The organism is Mesorhizobium japonicum MAFF 303099, from assembly GCF_000009625.1.
Lineage (GTDB): Bacteria > Pseudomonadota > Alphaproteobacteria > Rhizobiales > Rhizobiaceae > Mesorhizobium > Mesorhizobium japonicum.
In genome coordinates, this window is record NC_002678.2 from 2,895,138 (window position 1) to 2,918,670 (window position 23,533).

Below are 23,533 nucleotides of genomic sequence, written 5' to 3' on the forward strand. Positions count from 1 at the left end.
CCTCCCGAGTACGGCGGTTAGATCCGCCTTGAACGTTTCAATGCTACACCAAACCAAACCGCCTGCAACGGATTTTACGGTATATATCAGATAGTCGGATATTAACTCAGAGCGTCACGCGCACCATCGAGTAGGAGTGCGGCGGCAAGTTCAGCGTCATTCCCTTGCTGCTGAGCGCTGCCCCGTTGCCCTTGACCGGCGATACGGTGTCCGGCGCGTCCTTGGTGTTGCAGGCCCCGAGATCGTCATGACGGATGATCGTATGCTCGATGGACTTGGCGGCGAACCGCTCGAGGGCGACATCGGCCTCTATCGTCTCGGCCCCATGCCGGTTGATGGCGAAGAAGGTCAGCGTGCCGGCATTCGAATCGTGCACACCTGCGATGTCGAGCCATGGCACCTTGTCGGCCGCGGCCGCGTCATAAGTAGGCACCTCGACCGCGAGCTGCAGCGCGGTGCCGCGGCCGTGCCTGGAGGCCAGCATGAAAGGCCAGTAGATCGTCTGCCGCCAGGCGCCGCCGCCGGGATCGGTCATGATCGGCGCGATAACGTTCACCAGCTGCGCAATGCAGGCGATGCGAACAACGTCCGACCGGCGGATGAAGGTGTTGATGATGCAGCCGACCTGCAGCACGTCCTCGAAATTGTAGATGTCTTCCAAAAGCCTGGGCGCTTCCGGCCAGTCCCAGCCGCGCATGCGCTCGGCGTCCTGCTTGCGCTGATGGTACCAGACGTTCCACTCATCGAAGGAGATCTTCACGTCCCGCTTTGAGCGGGTCTTTGCCTTCACATAGTCGATGATACCCGCGACCGTGCCAATGTAGCGGTCGAGCTTGGCCGGAAGAGCGAGATATTCGGACGTATTCTTCTCGTAATTCTCGAAATACATGTGCAGGGAGATGTAGTCGACCTGCTCGTAGGTCGCCTCCAGCACGGTCGCTTCCCACTGCGGATAGGTCGGCATATTGGAATGCGACGAGCCGCAGACGACCAGTTCCACCGTCGGGTCGAGACCGCGCAGCGCCTTGGCGGTCTCGTTGGCGAGATGGCCGTATTCGCTCGCCGACTTGTGGCCGACCTGCCAGGGACCGTCCATTTCATTGCCGAGACACCAGAGGCGGCAGTTCCAGGGTTGCGCGCGTCCGTTCGTGGCCCTGAGGTCGGACCAGTAGCTGCCGCCCGGGTGGTTGACGTATTCGACGAAGGCCCGCGCCTCGTCGAGGCCGCGGGAACCGAGATTGACCGCAAGCATCATCTCGGTGCCGGCTTTTTCGGCCCAGTCGGCGAATTCGTGGATTCCAACCAGGTTCGGCTCCGTGGTGCGCCAGGCAAGATCGAGCCGCCGCGGGCGGTTCTCCTTTGGGCCTATGCCGTCCTCCCAATTGTAGGCGGACACGAAGTTGCCACCCGGGTAACGGCAGATCGGTGTGTCGAGCGCACGCACCAGCTCGATCACGTCCTTGCGCATCCCCTCTGCGTCCGCTTGCGGATGTCCGGGCTCGTAGATGCCCGTGTAGACCGCCCGGCCAAGGTGCTCGAGAAACGAGCCGTAGAGACGTTTGTCGATATCCGCGATGGCATAGGCCGCGTTCGCCGTGACTCTGGCCTTCATGATCCCTCCCTCTGCGGATTATAAATCCGACTATCCGATTTATATCCGGGTCATGGATCAATTAAGAGCGGAGTTCATCCGCCCGTCAAGGGCCTAACACGCCCTCAAGCCTTCAGCAGGCGCAGAACGATGTCGTTGCTGTAATTGCCGAAGCCGCTGCCGAAGATGTTTATGCCGCCGGGGTGACGCGCATCTTCCTTCACGCCGATGCGTATCCGGATCGAGCGGTGCCGCTCGAGCTCCAGATCAGCCAGCGAGCATTTGGAAACCTTGTCGTTGTTGCGATAGGTGCCGTTGTTGGTGACGCGCCAGTGCGCGAGGTCGCCATACTGCGATCCGGCCAGCTTCCACCAGCCGGGCGTGTGCTTGCCGCGCTTGTCGCCGTAGTCGGCCGGCGCCGTCCAGGTATCTATCTCGTGGCCGTTGATCGCGACCGTGATGTCCGATGGCCAGTCCTTCGATGTGCCCGGCACTTCGGACGAAAGCTCCATCGCCAGCTCCAGTCCGCCGACTTTGGCATTGGCAAGCGTCGCATTGTTGGGAAACTGGTATTCGACGAAGCCGCGCGTGAACCACAGCAGCCCGGCCCGCATACGGTCAGGATCGAGGAAAGTGTCGGGCACATCGAGAAGTCCGATGACGCCGTCCTTTGAACACAGGCCGCAGGGAGCGGAAACTTCGCATCTTGTGTAAAGTCCAAGCGGCATCGCCACTTCTATGACGCCGAGATCCTGCGCCGGAGTGCGGTCCTTGAAGACGACAACCAACTCGGAGAAGGTCGAATAACAGACCTTCTGGCTTCCCTTGCGCGCCTTCTGTGATTTCGTCTCGATCAAACCGACATCGACTAGAACCTGGATGTTCGCGGAAATCGTCGATTGCGGAAGACCCAGTTCTTCGGCCACTTGATTGACGTTTTTCGGCCCCTTGCGGTGCAGCAGTTCGAGAATCCGGACCCGGACCTCGCTCGCGAGGCTCTTCAACAAATCGAGCCGCTCAAGCGGATCGACAACCATGATTTCATTCGACATATGGCCCCGCACTCGTCATACGGGTTATGTATCAGCAGATCAGATACAAATAAAGCCGCGGCGTTGCGAATTGAACCACGTGGTCCGCGCCACTTGCAGGTCGGCCCATTGCCGACCTGCAAGCTTGGCACAACCGAGGCGGCCGGTTCAGGCCACCCGGACGACGAAATGCTTGGTTACCGGCTCGATGATCTTCCAGGTTCCCTTGAAATCGGCTTCCACCACGAAAGCATCGCCAGGGCCGACTTCGACCGGTGTGCCGCCGTCGGGCGTGATGATGATGCGGCCGGCGATCATGTGCACGAACTCATAGTCGGTGTAGGTCGCGTGATAGGTGCCGGGCGACGCCCGCCACGTTCCCGACATCACCTTGCCGTCCTCCGTCGTGTGCTGGACAGCGGTTTGCATGGTGGGGTGGCCCTCGACCACGATCCAGCCAGGCAGGTCGCCGGCTTCCGCGTGTTCGACGGGGCCGAATTTAAGGATCGTCTTGTTCGTCATGCCGGGTTCCTTCTGCTTCATGTGTCGCAGAGGTCGGATAGCCGATGCATGGGACCGGGGCAATGCATGCGCGATGACAACGAGCGGCGTTTACGCACCCAGACAGCACGGCCTGGAGAGACCTGCCGCCCGCGGAGCCTACGGCTTGTGACGGGCCGAGACCAGTTCCGCCTTGCGCCGCGCCGTCTCCAGCCCAAGGCCGATGAAGGCGCGCGCGTGCTTGGCGAGCGCCATGTTGTCGGCCCACAGATTGCGCCAGATGGCAGTCTTCTTCGACAGGTTCTCGTCGACGATCTCCGACGAGAAGGATTCGAAGCTGAGATCGTCGGCATAGCCGACGGCGGTCAGCGCATCGAAAATCGCTGCGAAGTCGATATTGCCGGTGCCGAGGAAACCGCGATGGCTCTCGCCGATATGGACATAGCCGATCTTGCCCGCGGCGTGGCGGATGGCCAGTCCGACATCGGCCTCCTCGATGTTCATGTGGAACGTGTCGAGATGCAGGAAGATGTTGTCCGAGCCGGTATCCTCGATGAAGGCGAGACCTTGCGCGGCGGTGTTGAGCAGATTGCTTTCGAAGCGGTTGACGATTTCGAGATTGAGCGTGACACCGGCCGCCTTCGCCGTCTCGGCAACTTTCGCCAGTGCAGCAGTGCTGCGGCTCCATTGATCGCGCGTCGGCGCTTCGAGCTGCAGGCCATGGCCGGCCGACAGGATGCCGGCGACCTTGCGGCCGCCAAGATCGCGCGTCAGCGCGACGGTCTCGTTGAGGATCTCGACGCCCCGCGCGGCGACCGCCTTGTCGGCGCTCGATATGTCGCCGTCACCAGGCAATCCGATGCTGATCGCCACGCCGAGGCCGAGATCGGCGATGCGTTTGGCAAGCCCGCCAATGTCGACATCGGCCGGGTCGAGATAGGAGAATTCGATCAGGTCGAAGCCGGCCTCCCTGGTGTTGGCCAGCGTGCGTTCAAGCTCGCTCTGTGCGGAGCTTGCCGACCAGACAAAAGAATGGATTCCGATGCGCGCCATGATCGTCTCCGGTTTGCGGCGATGAAGAAAGACGCGGCCGGACAAATCCGGCCGCGCTTGTTGGAGTGATCAGCGGGCCGCGGTCCAGCCCTTGTAGTCCTTCAGGTTCTCGGCGGTGATCAGCTTCGGATCGAGCAGCACGGTGGCCTCAGCCGGCTTCTTGCCGGCGAGCAGCTCCGCCGCCATCGTCAGCGACTGGCCGGCCATCACATAGGGATCCTGCGAGGCCGAGGCCTTGATCATCGAGGAGCCGGAAGAAAGCTCCTTTTCGATATCGGGCGCGCCATCGACCGCGGTGAAGATGAACTCGGAGCGGTTGAGCTGCTTGGCGGCGAGCTGGGCGCCGATCGCCGTCGGATCGTTGATGGCGAACACCGCGTCGATCTTGTCGAAGCGGGTGAGCAGCGACTGGAACACTTTCAGGCCACCGTCACGCGAACCTTCGGCGTTCTGGTCGTCGGACAGGATCTTGATGTCGGCATGCTGCGAAAGCACGTTCTTGCAGCCCTTGACCCGCTCCAGGATCGACGATGATGCCGGGCCGTTGAGGATGACGTAGTCGCCCTTGCCGCCGGTGTGATCGACCAGATACTGGCAGGCCTCCTCGCCGGCCTTGACGTTGTTGGTCATCACGGTGACATCGGCGCCCGGCGCCGAGACGTCGAAGGCGGCAACGATGATGCCGGCAGCCTGTGCCTTCTTCACCGCCGGCGCGATCGCCTTGGCGTCGACCGCGTTGAGCATGATCACGTCGACACCCGCGGCGATGAAGGAATCGACCTGCGAGACCTGCTTGTTGAGATCGTAGTCGGCCGACACCGACGTCACCTCGACCTTCGGATTGATCTTCTTGGCCGCGTCCTCGATGCCCTTGATGGTGGCTACGAAGAAGGGGTTGCCGAGCAGGCCGACCGAGATGCCGACCTTGTTGAGGTCCTTGGCCGATGCCGGCGCGATGGCGACGGCCGCGAACGCGGCGCCGCAGAGCAGTTTGGCGATGGTCTTCATTACGCTTACTTCCTCCTGATGCCCCGCGCCTCTCACGGTGCGTTACACAAGCCGGTCTTTGATGCCGGCGACTAGGTCACTCACGTTCTCGCCCCTGCCTGGAGCCGGTAGCGGTCGAGGGCGACCGCCACGATGATGACCAATCCCTTGATGATGTACTGCCAGATGTCCGAGACACCGGCCAAGATGAGCCCGTTGGACAGAACCGCGATGATCAGGCCGCCGATCAGCGTGCCCCAGATCGAGCCGACGCCGCCGACGAAACTGGTGCCGCCGAGGATGACGGCGGCGATGGCGTCGAGCTCGTAGGACTGGCCAAGCTGCAGGCCGTTGGCGGCGTAAAGCCTTGCCGCCGACATGGCGCCGCCGAGGCCGGCGAGCAGGCCGGACACGCCATAGACGAAGAGCAGCACCAGCGGCACCTTGATGCCGGTCAGCCGCGCCGCCTCGGCATTGCCGCCGACCGCATAGATCCAGGCGCCGAGCACGGTGCGCTTGAGCACCAGCCAGGACAGCACGACCACCGACAGCGCGATGACGACCAGCCAGGGAATGCCGAACAGCGAGCCATTGCCGATGAAGTCGAACGGCAGGTCCGAATTGAACACCGTCGTGTCCTGCCCGAGCAGGCGGGCAACGCCGCGCACGGCCGTCAGCGAACCCAGCGTGACGATGAAGGGTGGCAGCCTGATATAGGCGACGAGCAGCCCGTTCACGAGCCCGAAGCCGAGGCCGACGAGGATGGCCGCCGGCACGCCGAGCAGGCCCCAGTCGGGCACCAGTGACACCAGCACCGCCACCATCGCCGACGCGGCGAGGATGGAGCCGACCGACAGGTCGATGCCGCCGGTCAGGATGACGAAGGTCATGCCGGCGGCGAGCACGATGTTGATCGACGATTGCTGCGTGACGATGAGCAGATTGGTTTCGGTGAGGAAGCGCGGATTGATGAACTGGAAGCCCGCCGCCAGCAGCACCAGCACCGGCAGCATGCCGAGCGCCGCGAAGGCTGTGCGCAGCCGCCGGCTCCTGACCGCCGCCTGATCCACGCTCGTCGTCGTTCTGTCGGTCATTCCTGGGCCGCTCCCGTCGCAAGTTCCATGATCGCCTCCTGACGCAGCGGCTCGCCTCCGGATGCCGTCACCTCGCCTGCTATGGCGCCGTCGCGCATCACCAGCACGCGGTCGGCGACGCCGATCACCTCGGGCAATTCGCTTGAGATCATCAGGATGGCGATGCCCCGGTTGGCGAGGTTGTCGATCAGCCGGTAGATTTCCGACTTGGCGCCGACATCGACGCCGCGGGTCGGCTCGTCGAGGATGACGACTTTCGGCTCGGTCTCCAGCAGCCGGGCGAGCAGCACCTTCTGCTGGTTGCCGCCCGACAGCGAGCCGGCATTGGCCTGCGCCGAGCTGGTGCGGATCGACAGGTCCGCGATCGCCTTTGCCGCGCGCCTTTCGGCGGCGCCGAAGTCGCGCAATCCGCCGGTCAGCGCGTCCCTGGCCAGCACGCCCATGCTGATGTTGTCGGAGATCGACATGTCGAGGAACAGGCCGAGTTCCTTGCGGTCCTCGGTCAGGTAGGCAATGCCGGCGTCGAGCGCTTCGCGCGGCGAGCCAATGGAGATCGGTTTGCCGTCGAGCTCCAGCGTGCCGGCGCTGCGCCTGTCGGCGCCGAAGATCAGCCGGGCGAGCTCGGTGCGGCCGGAGCCGACGAGGCCCGCCAGGGCCAGCACCTCGCCCTTGTGCAGGTCGAACGAGCAGTTCTTCAGCAGGCGCCCGTCGGACATGCCGCGCACCGAGAGTGCGATGGCGCGCTTCGCGTCCGGCGGACGATGATCCTTCTTGTAGAAGGCGGAGAGATCGCGGCCGACCATCATCGACACCAGCCGCGAGGCGTTGAGGTCGGCGCGCTCCAGCGTGCCGACATAGCCGCTGTCGCGCAGCACGCTGACACGGTCGGCGAGCTGGTAGACCTCTTCCATGCGATGGCTGATGTAGATGATGGCGATGCCTTGCGTCTTCAGCGTCGCGATCACTTCAAACAGGCTATCGGTCTCGCGCGACGTCAGCGACGTCGTCGGCTCGTCCATGACGATGATGCGCGCATTGGTCGACAGCGCGCGCGCAATCTCGACCAGCTGGCGCTCGCCGAGCGACAGGCTGGAGACCAGCGCACGCGCCGAGAAGGAGACGCCGAGCCGCGCGATGATTTCGTTCGCCCGCCGGTTGCACTGATCGCGGTCGACAATGCCGAACCGCCGCGGCTCGTTGCCGAGGAAGATGTTCTGCGCCACCGTCAGATTGGGCGCCAGCGACAGCTCCTGATAGATCACCGCGATACCTGCGGCACGCGCCTTGATCGGATCGCCGGTTGCGGCGGGCGCGCCATCGATCAGGATCTCGCCGCCGGCATCCGGCCGATAGGCGCCCGACAGCACCTTCATCAGCGTCGACTTGCCGGCGCCGTTCTCGCCCATAAGAGCATGCAGCTCCCCGGCATGGACGGTGAGTGAAACATCATGCAAGGCGCGGATCGCACCGAAGGTCTTGGAGATGTGCCGCATCTCCAGCACCGGATGGCTGCTTGCCTGTTTCTGCGCCGTCGCGCTCATCGTGCACCACCCGCCGCCTTGATGGCGGTGCCCTGCCCGCCAACGCGATCGCGCCAGGCGTCGCGATAGCCGGCAAGGCCGGCGAAGCGTGCCGCATGCACCGGCTCCGGCGCCTCGGCGACGAAGTCGCGCCCGACGCTCTCGAAGGCTAGTGCTGCCGCGCCCGTGGCGCTGCCCTCCAGCGTGGCGCCCTGCAGGAAGGCCTGGCCGGGACGCAGCTCAGCCAGCAGTCCGGCAAGCAGGCCGCCAGCGTTCAGCCCGCCATCGACGATGACGGTGTCTTGAGACTGGATGAGGTCAAGGCAGAGATCGACCATCAGTGCCACATAGAGCAGCGCCGCCGCGGCGCGTTCTGCGGCATAGGGCGTGCGCCCGACCAGCCGGCCGGGGCGGTCCGGCATCGGCCCGCCCGGCGCGAAGCTCGGCAGCGCCATGATGCCGGCATCGATCGCTTGCTGGACCGCGCCAGGCGGGATCGCGCCTTGCCAGCCGGCGCTGATGGCGGCGAATTCGCGCCCGCCCATGAAGCGGATGGTCGGCACCGGGCCGCCGTCGACATCGACATTGACCAGCATGTCGCGGTCACGGTCGAGCACGTCCAGCGGGCAGCCGGGATTGAGCACGACGACCCAGGTGCCGGTCGACACCACAGTCAGCGGGCCAAGCTCCTGGCGGCGATAGGCATGGAGCGCAGCATTGGAGTCGTGGACGCCATTGTGGATGGCGATCGGCCGCGAGCTGCTCCCGAGACGCCGTTCGCCGATGACCGCGCCGGCGCGTGCGAAGGCCGGCATCTGGCCGCGCCACCCCTCGGCATCGACCAATGATGAAAAGTCTTGGCTGCGCGGCGCCCACAAATGCGAATGGCAGCCGAGATAGGACACCTCTGAGACCGGCCTGCCGCCGAGACGCCAGCTCCAGTATTGGGGGTAGCCGAGGATCGATTTCGCCGCCGCGAACGCATCGGGATCGACCTCCTGGACCCACAGCATGTGTCGACCATAGTTGAAGCCAAGCGGCAGACGGGGCGAGAACGTCTCGGCGAAATCCGGGATGCGGTGATCGATCCGGGCAGCGATTTCGGCCGGCGGCTCCTGCTCGTAGTCGAGGATCGGATGCGTCAGCGCCGCGTCGTCCACAAGGGCAAAGGTACAGCCATGGCCCGACACCATCACCCCTTCCACGCCATGGTTTTCGACCGCCTCCGTGACGGCACCGAGCGCCCAGTCATGGAGGGCGGCCTCGTCAAGCACGCTGAAGCCGTCCTGGTGCGTCCATTTCGGCTGGGTCCGGCGTTCGTCAAGGATGCCTCCATCCTGGCCGAAGACGAACAGCTTCGAATTGGTCTTGCCGAAATCGAGTACCGCCACTTTCACGGGACGGCTCCCGAGGTGGACGCGATCCGCACCATGACGCCGGCATCTTCCAGCATGCGCGCATCGGCATCGGAAAGACCGTCGTCGGTGATCAGCGTGCCGATGCGCGACAGCGGCAGAGCGACATTGCGCGCGTGGATCGACAGTTTGCGGCTGTCGGCCAGCACCACGATCTGGTCGGCGCAGAGGCTGAGATCGACAATGGAGCGCACCAGCAGCGGATGCGATTCCAGCACGCCTTCCTGGTTGAGGCCCTGCGCGCCGAGAAAGAATTTCGAGGCGTAGAAGGGCGTGGCCTGGGTCAGCGAATGGATAATGCCGGGTTCGCGATGGAGCTCGCCGCCGGCAACCGTCAGGCTGCAATAGCCATGGTCGCTGAGATAGGCCGCCAGCGGCATCGAATTGGTGTAGAGGCGGATGTTGCGCTCAGCGAGCTTGACGCCGAGATGGAAGCAGGTCGAGCCGCCATGGACGATGACGGCGTCGCCATCGCGCACCATGGTCGCCGCGATCGCCGCGATCTGCCGCTTGGCCTCGACCGCGAGGTCACGGTTCTCGTCATAGGGCCGCGCATAGGCCACGCCCGCATGCGATGCGCCGTCGAGCGCGGAGATACCGCCATAGACCTTGCGCGCCTCGCCGGCCTCGTCGATCCGGTCGATGTCGCGCCTGACCGTCGCCGCCGAAACGCCAAGCCGCTCCTGCAGCTCGCGCACCGAGGCGAACGGGCGGTCCCGCAGCAGTTCGACGATCTGACGCTGGCGGCCGGAATCGCTCAACTCATTCCTCCCAAGTGCCATTTTCCACGGCAGTTGGTGCAACTTACTCAACATTAGTCAGATTGCAAGCTAGTTTTGATGATAGTAGATCACTGTTGACGTAAGTCGCTCGCATCTGCGATATCAGCGCCAACACCGGCCCCAGCGGCGGGATTCCGGGCAAACGTTGAAGGAAAGGCGCATGGCATCCCAAGCTGACGCGCAGGAACTGGCGGCCTTGCGGGCGCTTTCGGCCAGCATCGGGCTCAACCCGCATATGACCCAGGCTGCAGGCGGCAACACCTCGCTCAAGGCCGGCGACACGCTGTGGATCAAGGCCTCCGGTACCTGGCTGAAGGATGCGCTCAGCGACGACATCATGGTGCCGGTGGCGATGGCGCCGCTGCTCGAGGCGGTCGAAGAGGGCGATCCCGCCGCCGACAAGCCGCAGGCCTTCGCCATTAATGAACTCAACCCGCGCGGCCTGCGCCCGTCGATCGAAACCACAGTGCACGCCTTGATGCCGCAACGCGTGGTTCTGCATGTCCACTGCGTCGACACGATTTCGCTTGCCGTGCAGGCCGATGGCGAGGCCGAGGTCGCCAGGCGGCTCGGCGGCATCGAATGGGCCTACGTGCCCTACTGCCGGCCGGGCCTGCCGCTCGCCCGCGGCATTTCCGAGAAACTGCGGCCTAATGTCGATGTCCTGATCCTTGGCAATCATGGGCTGGTCGTCGCCGCCGACACCGTCGCCGAGGCGCAGCGGCTGCTCCACCGTGTCCGCTCGCTATTGGCTCGGCCGGCGCGCGCGACAGCCGCGCCCGATATCGCGGCTCTGACGGCGCTTGCCGCCGACAGCGCCTATCGGTTGCCGGCGGATTTGGAAGCCCACGCAGTTGCGCTCGATCCGCAAAGCCGCCGCATGGCGGAGGCCGGCAGCCTCTATCCGGACCATGTCATCTTCCTCGGCCAGGGTTCGGTGGTGGCCAAGCCGGGCGAGAACGCGGCGGGGGTCGCCACGCGCCTCGGCGCGGCACCCGTGGCAATCCTGTTTCCCGGCGCCGGCGTGCTGGTGCGCGGCGACGCCAGCGCCGGCGCCGACGCCATGCAGCGCTGCCTCGCCGATGTGACGGCACGCGTCGATGTCGCGGCGCGGCTGAATTATCTCACCGCTGCCGAGAACGACGAACTGGTCAATTGGGACGCCGAGCAGTATCGCCAGAAGCTCAATGCCACAGGCGGCTAGCAAAGGACTGAAGACATGATGCCCCTTGTCATTGGCATCGACATCGGCACGTCAGGCGCGCGCGCTGTCGCCATGCGCCCGGATTTTTCCATTGCCGGCCAGTCCGCCGTTCGGCTCGACAAATTCGGTCAAAATCCCCGCGAGCCCTCGGCATGGTGGCAAGCGGTCCAGGCGGCTCTGATGGAACTTCTTTCGGGCATCGACCGCACTGCTGTCCGCGCCATCGCCGTCGACGGCACGTCGGGCACGCTGCTGCCGGTCGACGCCGCCGGGCGGCCGCTGGCCGAACCGCTGATGTACAACGACAAGGTCGACGACGCCGACATCCTGGCCGCCATCGCCCGCGAGGCGCCGGACGCGAGCGCCGCGCACGGCGCGACTTCAGGCCTGGCCAAGGCGTTGCGGTTCCAGCATCTGCCCGGCATCGCGGCCGTGCTGCACCAGGCCGACTGGATCGCCGCAAACCTCTCCGGCCGCTTTGACGTGAGCGACGAGAACAATGCGCTGAAGACAGGTTATGATGTCGAGGCGCGCCGCTGGCCGGACTGGATCGCGGCCACCGGCATGCGCATGGACTTGCTGCCTGATGTCGTCGAGCCGGGCGACGTCACCGGCACGCTCACCGCGGCCGCCGCGGATCTGTTCGGCCTGCTACGCGATGTGGCCGTGGTCGCCGGCACCACGGATGGCTGCGCCTCGTTCCTGGCGACGGGCGCCACTGCCACCGGCGACGGCGTAACGGCGCTGGGATCCTCACTCACCATCAAGATCCTGTCCGACCGGCCGATCTCGGCGCCGCGCTTCGGCATCTACAGCCATCGCCTCGGCGACACCTGGCTGGCCGGCGGCGCGTCGAATTCCGGTGGCAAGGTGCTGGCCCGGCATTTTCCGCTGGCGCGGATCGTCGAACTCAGCTCGGCAATCGACCCCGCGACGCAAACCGGCCTCGACTACTATCCACTGAGTACGCCGGGTGAACGATTTCCGATCGCCGATCCCACCTTGCCGCCGCGTCTTTCGCCACGACCAGCTGATGATGCCGACTATCTCAAGGCGATGTTCGAGGGCATGGCTGCGATCGAGGCGCTCGGCTACCGCAGGCTGACCGAACTCGGCGCGCCGGCGCTGACCTCTGTCAGGAGCGTCGGCGGCGGCGCGGCAAACGCGGCTTGGACGGCGATCCGGCAACGCAAGCTCGGCGTCGATTTCCTGCCCACGCTTTCCGACGAGGCGGCCGCCGGAACGGCGCGGCTGGCGCTCAAGGGCGCAAACAAGGCGGGACTGGTATGAGCGCGAAAACAATCGAACGCCTCGACGGTATCGGCCCGCTGGCTGAGCGCTACCAGGTCTTCCTGCTCGACCAGTTCGGCGTGCTGCATGACGGTCAGGCTCCTTATCCCGGTGCGGTGGAGGCATTGTCGGCGCTGAAGCGCGCCGGCAAGACGGTGGTGCTGATCTCCAATTCCGGCAAGCGCGCCAGGCCCAATGAGGTCCGTCTCCTGAAACTTGGCTTCGCCGCCGGCAGCTGGGACCATTTTGTCTCCTCCGGCGAGGTGGCGTGGCGATCCTTCAACGACATGGCGGCATCGGGAAAGCTACGTCCGGGGACAAAATGCCTGCTGATCAGCCGCGACAACGACCGCACGGCGATCGAGGGCTTGCCCTTTGTGCTGGCCGAGGCCGGCGAGGACGCCGAACTGGTGCTGATCTCGGCCAGCGAAGGCGATCGCTACGACCTCGACCATTATCGCGAACTGCTCGCCCCGGCGGCGGCGCGGCAGGTGCCTTGCTTCTGCACCAACCCCGACAGGATCATGCTGACGGCGGTCGGGCCGCGCTTCGGCGCCGGCGAGATCGCCGATCTCTACGAAAGCCTGGGCGGCAGCGTCATCCGCGTCGGCAAACCCTATCCGGCGATCTTCGATGCGGCTCTTGCGCTGGCCGGCGAGCCTGAGCGCGGCAGCGTGGTCTGCGTCGGCGACAGCATCGAGCACGACATTGCTGGCGGCAACGGCGTCGGCATCGCCACGGCGCTGGTGCTCGGCGGCATATTGGCGGACACACCGGATCTTGCCGCCGTTTTCGACGAGCAGCAGGCCTGGCCCGACTATGTCACGGGGTCCTTCAGCCTTCGCTGACCGCTTCGAGCATGCGCTTGGCGCTTTCCTCGTCGGTGATCAGGATCGTCGGCGCGATCAGGTTCATGGCGCCGAGCAGCGCCTCGGTCTTCTCCTCGCCGCCGGAGGTGAGGATGCGGATCGGCGCCGCGCGCAGGCGGTCGACTTCCACCGACATCACATGGCTGTTGACGGGATGGTCGACCAGATCGCCATTTCGGTCGAAGAAATGGAACAGAAGGTCGCCGACGGCGCCACGCTCGAGCAGGGCCTCGCGGTCTGCTTCCCTGAGAAAGCCGCCGCGGGAGAAGGTGGTGGCCGAGGCGATGCCGCCGACGCTCAGCAGAACCGCATCGAGCACGTTGGCCATCTCGAAAACCTCCTGCAGGCCGCAGCGCTCGACCAGTGCGATCTTCGTCTCGACGCTGTCGACGACGGCCGGCGTCGGGATCAGATAGCCGTCGCCCTGGAATATCTGCGCGAACCGCCAGGCGAACTCGGCCGGGTTGTAGCGCCGCACGACGCCGACACCGCCGAGCAGCGAGATGACCTTGAAGTCTGAGAGCGACTTGGCGCTGATGAAGGGCAGGCTGGAGAACAGCGTCCGGCCCCAGCCGACGCCGACGCGCATGCCGGATTTCATCGTGTCGGACAGGAAAGCGCCGGTCTTGGCGCTGATCGCCGGGATCGGATCGGCATTGGGTGCGGTGAGCGGGGCGACCAGCGCCTGCTGCAGGCCGAACGTCCGCTCCAGGGCGCGCTCCAGCCGCACGATCTCCGACAATTCGCTCTCGATGGTGATCTTCACCTCGTTGCGCGAACGCGCCTCGGCCAGCATGCGCACGATGGTGACGCGGCCGACGCCAAGCACGTCGGCGATCTCGTTCTGCGTCATCTGCTCGACGAAATACATCCAGGCGGCGCGAATCCTGAGGCGGTCCGTCCGGCTTTCACTGGCGACCTGCTCGGTCGCCTCGGCTCCTGCCCGCCTCTCTTCGGCCCGCCCCTCTTCGGTTTGTCGTCGCCTGGCCAATCATCCCTCCCCCGCGGCGACGGTCGAGCGCGCCGTCGCCGATTCTGCGTGCTGGTCTAGTATCGCCTATTGATCTACCAATCGATAGGAACAATGTAGAGTCGGCGGCTGGCCCCTCGCCGGCCGCCCTTCAAGCTACTTTCGAGGCAGACCGCGATGCTCCGACAAATCTCCGAAGACGTCCGCGTCAATTTGAAGGATCGGTTGCGGGAAGTCCGCGACATCATCCGGCAAAGCCGTCATGACGGCACCGGTGACGCCAGCGTGCTGCGCGAAGCGACCAGCCATCTGCCGCCATTTCCGGGCAAGGGCATCGAAGGCCTGCTCAGCCATGCCGCCAGCGCCGTCGACGAAGCGCTGTCGATCGCCGAATCCTTTGTTCCGCATGAGCGGCCGATCAAGGTGGACGGCACGACCGTGAAAGGCCTCGGCACCTATTTCCCGGCCGGGAACGAAGACCAGCAGTTGAGCGCCGAGCGCCTGTTCCGGCGCGACATGTACTATTTGACCAAGGCGGTGCTCGCCGGGCTGAAGATCGACAATGCCCGCATCCACGAAGCCGATTTCGCCGCCGCGCATGCCACGATGCGCAAGCGCCATGGTGATCTCCTGGCCGCGTTGACCGCGCCGGGCGCCGGGCTGCAGGCAATCGCGGCCACTTGCGCGGCGCTGCTGGCCGAACTGCTCAACCAGCGTCCGGTGCACCTTGGCGAAGCCGCGCCGGAAACGGCCGGGGAGCGCGCGCTCGACATAAGCTGCCTGGCGCCGGTGGTTCTGGCCTGCGGCCTGGCGACAACCGGCCGTGACGGCGCGCCGGAGCCCGACATGCTGGAGATCGCGATCCTGGCTGCCGATATCCGTCACGACCGCATCGCGCAGGCCTGCGCCAAGGCAAGCCCGGTCGAGGAACTGACACCAGTCTTTGCCACCTTGCTTGCGCATTTGCCGTAAGCTTCCGGCGCGCACGCGAACACAATTGCTTGCGTCGAATGTCGGAATTGGGCGCCAGCTCAGCGCATTTCATAGCGACTCCCTCACTATGGCCGGTATAAATTATCGATCAGGTCAGTGACTCGGGGAGAATCTGCATGCGCGGTCATTGCTTATGCGGCGCTATTGCTTTTGAAGTCGACGGCCCGACACAAGCATGCGTGAGCTGTCATTGTGAAAGTTGTCGGCGGCAATGTTCTGCGCCGATGACCACCTACATTGGCGTCTTGGACGACCAATGGCGGTGGCTGGGCAAGCCACCGAAGATATTCAACTCTTCTCCCGGTGTGGAAAGAACATTTTGCGATCACTGTGGCTCGCCGCTGTCCTTCTGCTCAAAGAACATGTCCGGTGTCATGCATTTTTTTGCCGCGGCGATGGAGGAGCCGGAAAAATTTGCACCAACGCTGCACGTCGCTTTTGAGGAGAAGCTGCCTTGGTTGAAACTCGCCGACGGCCTGCCGACACGTGTAGGGCCTGACTATACGAAAGACTAGGCTTCGCACTCCGCCCAAGGCGAACCAAAGCGCAAGGTGATATCGCCCATGTCCCATGATCAGTCTCCCATCAAGGAGATCGAAGCATTCTAGAACTTGCTAGCCTTTATGGGTATGCAGGCTATTCCCCAGCGGCCATGGCCGTGATTGTCTTCTTGGCGCGCTGGATCGAGGCCGGGCTCATCGAAAGCTCGGTCAGGCCCATCTCGATGAAGGCCGGGATCAGATCCGGGCGTCCGGCCGCCTCGCCGCACATGCCCACCATGATGCCGGCGGCGACGCCGGCTTTGGCCGTCAGCTCGATCGCCGACATGACCGCCGGATTGGTGACGTCATTGAGCTTGGCGACGGTCGGGTTGAGCCGGTCGGCGGCCATGATGTACTGGGTCAGATCGTTGGTGCCGATCGAGAAGAAGGCCACTTCCTTGGCCAGCGCCGGAGCGATCAGCACGGCGGCCGGAGTTTCGATCATCACGCCGAGATCGAATGTTGCATGCGGCACGCCTTCGGCCTTGAGTTCGGCGGCGCATTCATCGACCAGTGCGCGGGTGCGCGTGACTTCGGAAATATCGGACACCATCGGCAGCATCACCTTGATGTTGCCCTGCACGGCCGCCCTCAGCAGCGCCCTGAGCTGGCGCTTGAAGATATCCGGCCGGTCGAGGCACATGCGGATGCCGCGCCAGCCGAGAAAGGGATTGTCCTCGTCGGGAAACTCGATGCCGGCGATCGGCTTGTCGCCGCCGATGTCGAGCGTGCGTACGATGACCGGATGGGGGGCGAAGGCCTTGGCCAGCGCCGCATAGGTCTCGGCCTGCATGTCCTCCGAGGGGAGGTGCATATGGCGCATGAACAGCAACTCGGTGCGGAACAGCCCGACGCCCATGGCGCCCGCTTCCTGCGCCGCCTCGATTTCCTCGAGCGAACCGATATTGGCCGCAACCTCGATCACCTTGCCGTCGGCGCGCTTCGGCGTCACCGTCTTGAAGGTGGTCAGGCCGGCGCGTTCCTTCGCCGCTGCTTCGACGCGGCCCCCATAGTCGGCGCGTGTCGCCGCGTCCGGGTCGACGATCACATGGCCGGTGTTGCCGTCGAGCGCGACGTCGCGCGCGGTGCGCAAGGCATTGACCTGGTCGCCAAGGCCCAGCACCGCCGGAATGCCGTGCGAGCGCGCGATGATGGCGATGTGCGAGGTGGCGCCGCCATGGCCGCAAATCACCCCGCCAATGCGTTTCAGCGGCGCACGCGCCAAATCCCAGGCGCCGATATCGTCGGCGATCAGAATGGCGCCTTCGGGCATGCTTTCGAGGCTGACGTCGTCCTGGCCAAGCAGCACCAGGCAGATCTGCCGTCCGACGGCATGGACATCGTCGGCCCGCGCATTGAGGTAGTGATCGTCAACCGCGCTGAAATCGGCGGCGATGGTGGCGGCTGCGGTAATGACGGCCGAGACCGCGTCGTTGCCGCCCCTGATCGCCTTTTCGGCCTCGCCGGTCAGGCTGTCGTCGGCGGCGATATCCCTGAGTGCCGCGACGATGCCTCGGTCTCCGGCCGACAGGCTGTCCTGCGCCAAGGCCCGGTCCATGCGCGCCTGGACGGCGGCGACGGCGGCACGGAACCTGTCAATCTCGCCGACGATCTCGCTGGCCTGCAACACGCGGCCCTGTGCGGCGATCTCGGGCGGGAAATGCGCGAAGGCCGGCCCGATCGCGACGCCCTCGCTGGCTGCGACACCGCGCAAGCCGTTCGCTTCGCCTGTTACAGCCGGCACGGATTGGGGTGCCGGTGCGGGTGCCGCCTGGCCGGCATCATTGGCCGGGCTCTGCGGCTCGGCCTCGTCGTCGAGACCCGCCTCGGGGTTTTCCAGATAGCCGATCAGCGCTTCGATCGCCTCGATGGCATCGGCGCCGTTCGCCCGCACGGTGACTTCCTGGTTTTCCTTGACCGCCAGCAGCATCAGCTTGACGGAGCTCTTGGCGCTGACCGCCTTGCCGTCCTTGACCAGTTCGACATCGGATTCGAAGCCCTTGGCGAGCTTGACGAACCGCGTGGCGGGACGGGCGTGCAAACCTTCATGCACTCTGACGATGGTCGAGCGTTCCATGGCAAATACTCTGCTTTTCCTAGAGCAATTCGTCGTTTCTCGGAAACGGCGAATTGCTCTAACTCTTTGTTCTAACGCAATTCCGGGCGGAAAACCGTTTCACACTTTTCCTAGAATTGCTCTGGAGCCAAAACCAGATGGGCTGCGGCGCGAATGCTTCAGGCGGCGATGGTGATGATCGCGTCCGTCTTCAGGGCGGCTACGAGCGCCTGGGCATCGACCTGCGATGCACAGATTTCGCCCGGCCTCTCGGCCTCGGTGGCGCCGTTGAACGAGATGACGACATGGCCCATCTCGAGCACCTTGCTCCACGCACTGGAGCCGACGGCGGTTATGACAGCGGAAACCGGACCAAGGGTGATCGACGCGCCCTTTTGCGGCGCGCCGTCGCTGGGTCCGAGCTCCGTCTTGTGGAGCACCGAAACCTCGGCAAGCTCCGGCGGCGAGCCATCCGCAAACAGGATGACCACGCCCCCTTCGGCAAGATCCGCCACTTCGGGTCCGATGGAAGTGACCCTTGTTCTCAGCAGAACCGACATGTGGCGAACCTCATTTCCTTACTGTTTTTAAAACACGATCAGGCTGACGACCCAGGCGATCAGCACCGAGACCGGACCCATGATCTGGCGGCTGATGAGCACCGCCGGCACACCGATTTCGATCGTCTTCGGCTTGGCTTCACCGAGCGCCAGGCCGACGGGGACGAAGTCGCAACCCACCTGGGTATTGTAGGCAAACAGCGCCGGCAGCGCCATTGCCGGCGAAATCGTGCCGTTGGCGATCTGCGGGCCGATGATGGCGACGCCGATGACCTGCGCGATGACGGCGCCTGGCCCGAGGATGGGCGACAGGAATGGCAGGCCGCAAATGGCCGAGATGATCAGCAGGCCGACAATATTGTTGGCCAGCGGCCCCATCGGCTGGGCGAGCACGTCGCCGATGCCGGTGTAGAGGATCAGGCCGATGAGCATGGTCACGAAGGCCATGAACGGCAGCACGTTGCGCACCACCTGGTCGATCGTGCGGCGGCCGGCATTGAAGAAGATGCCGACCACCCGGCCCATGACGCGGCCGATCGAGCTGATCAGGCCGATCAGCCCGCCTTCGCTCGGCAGCGGCTGTGGCGCCGCGGCAGCAGTGTTATTGCCTGAACTCATCGATGCTGCTCCCCCCGCAGTGGTGACCGCCTCGGACCCGTCCGCCATAGTGACGTTGGCCGGCTTCACGCCCGAAACGTAGATGTCCTCCGTGATGAACTGGGCGAGCGGCCCAGCCTGGCCGACCGGCGTCAGATTGACGGTCGGGATGCGCTTGCGCGGATAGACGCCGCAACGTGCGGTGCCGCCGCAATCGACGACGACCACCGCCATCTCACCTTCGATTGGCGGCGCCTTGAAGCCGTCGACGGCCGTGGCGCCGGTCATGTCGGCGATGAGTTGGGCGACGGGATGGATGCCGCCGCCGGTGACGGAGACGACCTTGTCGCGCTGCGCGGTCGGCTCGATGACGAGCGGGCCGCCCCAGCCTGTGTTGCCCCGGGAGATCTTTACGGCTTTGAATGTCCTGTCCATGATGTCCTCCCCGCCCTTACAGCTCGACGCCCTGGCGGCGTGCCATGATGGTGGTGATGCGCTCGGTCAGCATGCCCTTGAGCAGGATGACGACGAGGCCGACAATGGCGTACCAGATCGCCACTTTGACGTGGTAACCGGCGACGACAACGCCCTTTTTCTCGAGCTCGAGCAGAGCCACGAGAATGCCGCCCCAGACGAAATATTCGCCGGGATTGATGTGCGGGAACAGGCCGAGCGGCGGATGCACGTAGGACACGGCCGCGTCATAGAAGGCCGGCTTGTGCTTTTCTTCCAGAAACGATCCGAACGTGTAGGCCATCGGATTGGTGAGGAAGAACACCGCCAGCAGCGGCAGCAGCGTATAGCGGGTCAAGGCAATCCTGCCGGCGCCGCGCGCCAGGCCATGCACGCGCTCCTCGCCGACCAGTTCGGTGACGGCGTAGAAGGCGGTCATCAGCACCACCAGCGTCGGAATGATGCCGGTGACGAAGCCGGCGAACACTTCGCCGCCCTTCTGGAAGATGCCGATGAAGTACTTGCCGATGGCGGTCAGCCAGCCGAGCTGCTCTTCCTGCTGGACTTCCTTCAGCTTTTCCTTGAACTGATCGACGGTTATGGGTCCGCTGTCTGCTTGCGCCAGGACAACGAGATGGTCGGAAGCATGCTCGACGGCGAGCTTGCCATGCAATGCAGCATCCGAGACCATGGCACCTGCGACATGCAGATTGTGCACGGCCATGTCGGCATGCTGCGCCAACAACGAAAATACAGACATTTCTCCTCCTTATGCCGCCCGCCGGTTATCCCAGTCGGTGCGGCCTCCTCTAGGCCCTTGCTACGTTCAAACCGGATAGACCCGGCTTCTTCCCCGGCTCCGACCGTGCTTTGTCGATCTGTTCGATCGCCCGCTTCACGGCCTCGGCCACACCGGGTTCCCCCTCCCCCATGATCGCAGGGTTGGACCGGACTCGATCGAGGGGAACACCCTCGAATTCTTCATGTCTTTTGAATTTGGTGAAGACGGACCGGCCGCTCATCACCATCAGGCGGCGCACGATCAGGTCAGGCGTCACCACGACGAGCGCGATGGTGCCCTTGGCCAGCCGGCCGCGAAAATTGCCGGCTCCGACGAAGCCGTCCTTGTACTGGTCGGTGACGCCCCGGAAGACATCCGAATAGTGCCGCATCTGCAGCCAGACGCCGAGCGACTGCAGCGCCCACACAATAACCAGCAGAAGCAGTCCCCACTGCCAAATCGCCATTCGGTTCTCCTCCCGAAGCCTATGTTGAACCGCACCTTGGACCGGCACGCGACAACATCAAAGTGAGAACATTTGTTTCCGCGAATGTCAATATGTATGATATTGGCCTCCGCTACGCCATCCACAGGGCCGTCTGCCGATTTCGGCGGCGGCATGGCTGTGGTAGCCTGTCGTCAAACGGGATGCATGAAATGGAACTGCCCTTCAGGGATGAACTGGCCCTTATGCCCGACCTGCGCCACCGGTTGCGGCAGCTGCGCTGGTTCCGCGCCACTTTCCGCGGCAGCGCCAAGGTGGTCTCGGACACATTCGGCGTGCGCTTCGAGATCGACGAGGCGAAGTTGACCCGAGCTTTTCTCGACTGGGTCGAGATCATGGAGGCACAAAAGCGCTTTGCCGCGATCGACCGCGCCGACTTCATCGTCTTTGCCGCCGGCCTGGTGCTGCGCGAGTTGATCAAGCAGGCGCCGGCCCGGGAAATCTCCGGCCTCGCCGAGCTCATCGAAACGGATCAGAATGCCGGCACGCTGGAAATCATCCGCTTCTGGCCGGAAGGTTTCCTCTACACCAACTACTGCGTCTCGGTGATTTCGGCGATCTATGAGCAGGAGTTCGGCAAGGCGCCCAGCATCGACAAATGCGCCGACGATCTGCGCACCTGGTGGTCCTATCGCGAGAATGTCACCGAGATGCCGGCCTACGCGGTGGCTTTCCTCGACCGCTTCCTCGGTGCCGAGCCGAACTGGATCACGCCGGACCGCGCACAGTCCCGGCAAGCCATGCAACGGGCGCTCGGATCCGGCCGCGCAAGCGACGCGCTGCGCCAGCTTTGACTGCCCGCCATTTCAGCCCCAAATCGTGCCCGAGACATCGCACTATTGAACATCTGACTTTTTGCCGATAGCGATGTGCGGAATTGACGTGAGGAGACGAGCGCGTGGCGCGACCAAGGCCTATCATTTTCGATTGCGACGGTGTTCTCGTCGACAGCGAGCCGCTGGCCGCCAGGGCATATGAGCGCGTCTATGAAAAGCACGGCATGCCGGGCGTCCATGGCGGCATCATCGCCCAATGCGTCGGCATGAAGCAGTCCGACATCATCGCCCGGATCAGGGAACTGACCGGCCACCAGTTTCCCGCTGCCGCCGATGGCGATATCTGGGCAGAGACCAAAGTGCTGTTCACCGAGGAATTGAAGCCGACCCCGGGGATCGCGGCATTTCTGGAAACGCTCGAGGGCGACCGCTGCGTCGCCTCATCGTCCTCCGTCGAGCGCATAAACCACAGCCTTGCCGTCACCGGGCTGGCGCATATCTTCGGCGAGGCGATCTACAGCTCCTCGATGGTCAAGAACGGCAAGCCGGCGCCCGACATCTTCCTGTTCGCCGCCGCCAGGATGGGCGCCGACCCGGCCGACTGCATCGTCATTGAGGATTCGCCCTTCGGCATCCAGGGCGCGGTCGCCGCCGGCATGACGGCGATCGGCTACACCGGCGGCGGTCACACCTATGCCGAGCACGCTGCGCGACTGACGGCGGCCGGCGCCGATTTCGTCTGCGCCGACTGGCACGAAGTTAGCCGGCAATTGTCCGGGCTCGGCGTGCCGGCCTGATCTAGTAGGGACTGGGTAATCTGAGAGCGGCCCATTCGCTGGGCGGAATTGGTGCGCCCACGCGGAAGTTGAAGGATACGACCTTCGTCGCATCGGTGTCGACCTCGCACCGAAAGCTCAGATGGTACCATGTGGTTGTCGTGCTGAACGCAACATCCGGGGCGTCTAGAATATTGCCCACCTTCAGCGGAATAGACGGTACCCATTTGGGAAAATAGGAAGCATCCAGCAGCTCCTGCTGCAATGCGCTGGCGCAGAGTTTGGCCGCACGCTGACCGCGAGGCACCCCGCCCATCGAGGTCGTGGCCAGCGCATCGCCGGTAGCGCCCTGCGAGTAGAGCCTGCGAACACCCGGAAGGCCCGAGTCCTTCCGAGATGCAGACTTCAAGGCCTTTGAGAGACTCGGCTTCGGCGCATTTGCGGGTTTGGGCTTTGGTGCTTCGGCTGATGTGGGAAGCTCGATCTCGCCGCCGCTATCGGCAGCCAAAGGCGCTGGTGCCGCGCCCTGTTGCTTGGCGTCGTCGAGCGCCGCCTGTTTGTCTGGCTCCTGTTTAGCTGCCTGTTGTTTATCCATCTCCGTGCTTGAAGCTGCCTGCTGCTCGGAGTCTGGCGGCGTGACAGGTTGGCTGTCTGCAGGCTTCGGCACGGCAGGCGGCTTCGAATCGTCATCCTTGGCCGGCGACGGCGAGCTGTCTTGGGCGCTGGCCCCATCCAGGGATTTCCTCGGGCCGGTATCCTTGTCGCCGTACTGAAAAACAGGCTTCAGGACCTCGACTGGCGGTGCCTTCGGCTGCTTCTCCGACGGAGGTTGTTTCTCAACTTTCTGCTCAGGCGGCTTTTCAACCTTCGGTTCCGGTGGCTTTGGCGCCGGCGGAACAGGTTTCGGCTTTGGCTGATCGGGCGGAGGCACGATGGCGACATTGACTGGCTGCTCCTCGCGCGGCTGTTGGGGAGCCACGGGCAGGCCATACACAAGGAGCGTCGCGACAAGCACGTGCAGGATCAGCGATGCGGGGATGCCCCACATCAGATTCCGACGCCGTTCTCGTGCCTCGTCCTTCATCATGACCGATGTGGAATGAAATAGCGGCGGCTTCAAGCACAGGCGCGGGATTGGCGCGGTTTAGCCGCTGGCAGCTTGTCGATTTGGATCACCACACCCAGGA

The 23,533-nt window shown here is 64.3% G+C and carries 23 protein-coding genes; 7 read left to right on the forward strand and 16 right to left on the reverse strand.

The features are described from left to right. Positions 1–106: 106 nt before the first annotated feature. The 9 genes from MAFF_RS15180 to MAFF_RS15220 form a co-directional block, all read right to left on the reverse strand. Entirely contained in the window at positions 107–1,612 is a 1,506-nt protein-coding gene (locus tag MAFF_RS15180) for an alpha-N-arabinofuranosidase (protein ID WP_010911799.1), read from the reverse strand. 104 nt (positions 1,613–1,716) lie between these two features. Then, on the reverse strand, positions 1,717–2,643 hold the full coding sequence (locus MAFF_RS15185) for an ArsR/SmtB family transcription factor (RefSeq protein ID WP_010911800.1): 927 nt from the start codon (positions 2,641–2,643) through the stop codon (positions 1,717–1,719). A gap of 147 nt (positions 2,644–2,790) precedes the next feature. Continuing rightward, on the reverse strand, positions 2,791–3,144 hold the full coding sequence (locus tag MAFF_RS15190; protein WP_010911801.1) for a cupin domain-containing protein: 354 nt from the start codon (positions 3,142–3,144) through the stop codon (positions 2,791–2,793). A 138-nt stretch (positions 3,145–3,282) separates the two neighbouring features. After that, positions 3,283–4,176: a sugar phosphate isomerase/epimerase family protein gene (locus MAFF_RS15195; protein ID WP_010911802.1), complete on the reverse strand. Its 894-nt coding sequence runs from the start codon at positions 4,174–4,176 to the stop codon at positions 3,283–3,285. A 69-nt stretch (positions 4,177–4,245) separates the two neighbouring features. Continuing rightward, positions 4,246–5,184 (reverse strand): ABC transporter substrate-binding protein, encoded by a 939-nt coding sequence (locus MAFF_RS15200; RefSeq protein WP_032931897.1) that lies wholly within the window; start codon positions 5,182–5,184, stop codon positions 4,246–4,248. A gap of 80 nt (positions 5,185–5,264) precedes the next feature. Next, a complete protein-coding gene (locus tag MAFF_RS15205; protein ID WP_010911804.1) occupies positions 5,265–6,257 on the reverse strand; it encodes an ABC transporter permease subunit in 993 nt (330 codons plus the stop codon). Further along, positions 6,254–7,798: a sugar ABC transporter ATP-binding protein gene (locus tag MAFF_RS15210; protein WP_010911805.1), complete on the reverse strand. Its 1,545-nt coding sequence runs from the start codon at positions 7,796–7,798 to the stop codon at positions 6,254–6,256. The genes MAFF_RS15205 and MAFF_RS15210 overlap by 4 nt, the downstream gene beginning before the upstream one ends. After that, complete coding sequence (locus MAFF_RS15215) at positions 7,795–9,174, reverse strand: carbohydrate kinase (RefSeq protein WP_010911806.1); 1,380 nt, start codon at positions 9,172–9,174, stop codon at positions 7,795–7,797. Before MAFF_RS15215 ends, MAFF_RS15210 begins: the two co-directional genes overlap by 4 nt. Next, complete coding sequence (locus MAFF_RS15220; protein ID WP_044548359.1) at positions 9,171–9,953, reverse strand: DeoR/GlpR family DNA-binding transcription regulator; 783 nt, start codon at positions 9,951–9,953, stop codon at positions 9,171–9,173. The genes MAFF_RS15215 and MAFF_RS15220 overlap by 4 nt, the downstream gene beginning before the upstream one ends. Before the next feature lie 181 nt (positions 9,954–10,134). On the opposite strand from MAFF_RS15220, the gene MAFF_RS15225 reads away from it, so the two are divergent. The 3 genes from MAFF_RS15225 to MAFF_RS15235 are packed head-to-tail and all read left to right on the forward strand — an operon-like array spanning position 10,135 to position 13,316. Beyond that, positions 10,135–11,178 (forward strand): class II aldolase/adducin family protein, encoded by a 1,044-nt coding sequence (locus MAFF_RS15225; protein WP_010911808.1) that lies wholly within the window; start codon positions 10,135–10,137, stop codon positions 11,176–11,178. Between the two features lie 15 nt (positions 11,179–11,193). Beyond that, on the forward strand, positions 11,194–12,468 hold the full coding sequence (locus MAFF_RS15230; protein WP_010911809.1) for an FGGY-family carbohydrate kinase: 1,275 nt from the start codon (positions 11,194–11,196) through the stop codon (positions 12,466–12,468). After that, the gene (locus tag MAFF_RS15235) at positions 12,465–13,316 is read left to right on the forward strand and encodes a TIGR01459 family HAD-type hydrolase (RefSeq protein ID WP_010911810.1); all 852 of its coding nucleotides are present in this window, start codon (positions 12,465–12,467) and stop codon (positions 13,314–13,316) included. The genes MAFF_RS15230 and MAFF_RS15235 overlap by 4 nt, the downstream gene beginning before the upstream one ends. On the opposite strand, the gene MAFF_RS15240 is transcribed toward MAFF_RS15235, so the two are convergent. Beyond that, positions 13,303–14,328 carry a sugar-binding transcriptional regulator gene (locus MAFF_RS15240; RefSeq protein WP_032931905.1) on the reverse strand — a complete coding sequence of 342 codons (1,026 nt, stop codon included), beginning with the start codon at positions 14,326–14,328 and terminating at the stop codon, positions 13,303–13,305. The two genes, MAFF_RS15235 and MAFF_RS15240, sit on opposite strands and share 14 nt — an antisense overlap. A gap of 156 nt (positions 14,329–14,484) precedes the next feature. Between MAFF_RS15240 and MAFF_RS15245 the strand changes: the two genes are divergently transcribed. After that, entirely contained in the window at positions 14,485–15,279 is a 795-nt protein-coding gene (locus MAFF_RS15245; RefSeq protein ID WP_010911812.1) for a hypothetical protein, read from the forward strand. A gap of 137 nt (positions 15,280–15,416) precedes the next feature. Beyond that, positions 15,417–15,815 carry a GFA family protein gene (locus MAFF_RS15250; protein ID WP_010911813.1) on the forward strand — a complete coding sequence of 133 codons (399 nt, stop codon included), beginning with the start codon at positions 15,417–15,419 and terminating at the stop codon, positions 15,813–15,815. A 121-nt stretch (positions 15,816–15,936) separates the two neighbouring features. Here the strand turns inward: MAFF_RS15250 and ptsP are convergent, their stop codons facing one another. From ptsP to MAFF_RS15275, 5 genes are all read right to left on the reverse strand, one after another. After that, positions 15,937–17,919 carry a phosphoenolpyruvate--protein phosphotransferase gene (gene ptsP, locus MAFF_RS15255; protein ID WP_044548361.1) on the reverse strand — a complete coding sequence of 661 codons (1,983 nt, stop codon included), beginning with the start codon at positions 17,917–17,919 and terminating at the stop codon, positions 15,937–15,939. 158 nt (positions 17,920–18,077) lie between these two features. Continuing rightward, the gene (locus tag MAFF_RS15260) at positions 18,078–18,458 is read right to left on the reverse strand and encodes a PTS glucitol/sorbitol transporter subunit IIA (protein ID WP_010911815.1); all 381 of its coding nucleotides are present in this window, start codon (positions 18,456–18,458) and stop codon (positions 18,078–18,080) included. 27 nt (positions 18,459–18,485) lie between these two features. Continuing rightward, positions 18,486–19,490, reverse strand: a complete 1,005-nt coding sequence (gene srlE, locus MAFF_RS15265; protein WP_010911816.1) for a PTS glucitol/sorbitol transporter subunit IIB — start codon at positions 19,488–19,490, stop codon at positions 18,486–18,488. A 16-nt stretch (positions 19,491–19,506) separates the two neighbouring features. Further along, positions 19,507–20,268, reverse strand: a complete 762-nt coding sequence (gene srlA / locus MAFF_RS15270; protein WP_027047456.1) for a PTS glucitol/sorbitol transporter subunit IIC — start codon at positions 20,266–20,268, stop codon at positions 19,507–19,509. A gap of 49 nt (positions 20,269–20,317) precedes the next feature. Beyond that, on the reverse strand, positions 20,318–20,755 hold the full coding sequence (locus MAFF_RS15275) for a transcriptional regulator GutM (protein WP_032931910.1): 438 nt from the start codon (positions 20,753–20,755) through the stop codon (positions 20,318–20,320). A gap of 191 nt (positions 20,756–20,946) precedes the next feature. Here MAFF_RS15275 and MAFF_RS15280 point away from each other — a divergent pair, with 191 nt between their 5' ends. Then, positions 20,947–21,588: a hypothetical protein gene (locus MAFF_RS15280; protein WP_032933820.1), complete on the forward strand. Its 642-nt coding sequence runs from the start codon at positions 20,947–20,949 to the stop codon at positions 21,586–21,588. Between the two features lie 104 nt (positions 21,589–21,692). After that, a complete protein-coding gene (locus MAFF_RS15285; RefSeq protein WP_010911820.1) occupies positions 21,693–22,367 on the forward strand; it encodes an HAD family hydrolase in 675 nt (224 codons plus the stop codon). 1 nt (position 22,368) lies between these two features. Here the strand turns inward: MAFF_RS15285 and MAFF_RS15290 are convergent, their stop codons facing one another. Then, positions 22,369–23,430, reverse strand: a complete 1,062-nt coding sequence (locus MAFF_RS15290) for a DUF930 domain-containing protein (protein WP_044550962.1) — start codon at positions 23,428–23,430, stop codon at positions 22,369–22,371. Positions 23,431–23,533: the final 103 nt, after the last annotated feature.

What these genes read in the sequence shown, in the direction of transcription:
- MAFF_RS15190 (WP_010911801.1), bottom strand. Translation starts at nt 3,144, where the DNA reads ATGACGAACAAGACGATCCTTAAATTCGGCCCCGTCGAACACGCGGAA.
- MAFF_RS15235 (WP_010911810.1), top strand. Translation starts at nt 12,465, where the DNA reads ATGAGCGCGAAAACAATCGAACGCCTCGACGGTATCGGCCCGCTGGCT.
- MAFF_RS15200 (WP_032931897.1), bottom strand. Translation starts at nt 5,184, where the DNA reads ATGAAGACCATCGCCAAACTGCTCTGCGGCGCCGCGTTCGCGGCCGTC.
- MAFF_RS15195 (WP_010911802.1), bottom strand. Translation starts at nt 4,176, where the DNA reads ATGGCGCGCATCGGAATCCATTCTTTTGTCTGGTCGGCAAGCTCCGCA.
- MAFF_RS15275 (WP_032931910.1), bottom strand. Translation starts at nt 20,755, where the DNA reads ATGGCGATTTGGCAGTGGGGACTGCTTCTGCTGGTTATTGTGTGGGCG.
- MAFF_RS15290 (WP_044550962.1), bottom strand. Translation starts at nt 23,430, where the DNA reads ATGAAGGACGAGGCACGAGAACGGCGTCGGAATCTGATGTGGGGCATC.
- MAFF_RS15245 (WP_010911812.1), top strand. Translation starts at nt 14,485, where the DNA reads ATGCTCCGACAAATCTCCGAAGACGTCCGCGTCAATTTGAAGGATCGG.
- srlA (WP_027047456.1), bottom strand. Translation starts at nt 20,268, where the DNA reads ATGTCTGTATTTTCGTTGTTGGCGCAGCATGCCGACATGGCCGTGCAC.
- MAFF_RS15225 (WP_010911808.1), top strand. Translation starts at nt 10,135, where the DNA reads ATGGCATCCCAAGCTGACGCGCAGGAACTGGCGGCCTTGCGGGCGCTT.
- ptsP (WP_044548361.1), bottom strand. Translation starts at nt 17,919, where the DNA reads ATGGAACGCTCGACCATCGTCAGAGTGCATGAAGGTTTGCACGCCCGT.
- MAFF_RS15280 (WP_032933820.1), top strand. Translation starts at nt 20,947, where the DNA reads ATGGAACTGCCCTTCAGGGATGAACTGGCCCTTATGCCCGACCTGCGC.
- MAFF_RS15260 (WP_010911815.1), bottom strand. Translation starts at nt 18,458, where the DNA reads ATGTCGGTTCTGCTGAGAACAAGGGTCACTTCCATCGGACCCGAAGTG.
- MAFF_RS15205 (WP_010911804.1), bottom strand. Translation starts at nt 6,257, where the DNA reads ATGACCGACAGAACGACGACGAGCGTGGATCAGGCGGCGGTCAGGAGC.
- MAFF_RS15250 (WP_010911813.1), top strand. Translation starts at nt 15,417, where the DNA reads ATGCGCGGTCATTGCTTATGCGGCGCTATTGCTTTTGAAGTCGACGGC.
- MAFF_RS15210 (WP_010911805.1), bottom strand. Translation starts at nt 7,798, where the DNA reads ATGAGCGCGACGGCGCAGAAACAGGCAAGCAGCCATCCGGTGCTGGAG.
- MAFF_RS15230 (WP_010911809.1), top strand. Translation starts at nt 11,194, where the DNA reads ATGATGCCCCTTGTCATTGGCATCGACATCGGCACGTCAGGCGCGCGC.
- MAFF_RS15185 (WP_010911800.1), bottom strand. Translation starts at nt 2,643, where the DNA reads ATGTCGAATGAAATCATGGTTGTCGATCCGCTTGAGCGGCTCGATTTG.
- MAFF_RS15180 (WP_010911799.1), bottom strand. Translation starts at nt 1,612, where the DNA reads ATGAAGGCCAGAGTCACGGCGAACGCGGCCTATGCCATCGCGGATATC.
- srlE (WP_010911816.1), bottom strand. Translation starts at nt 19,490, where the DNA reads ATGGACAGGACATTCAAAGCCGTAAAGATCTCCCGGGGCAACACAGGC.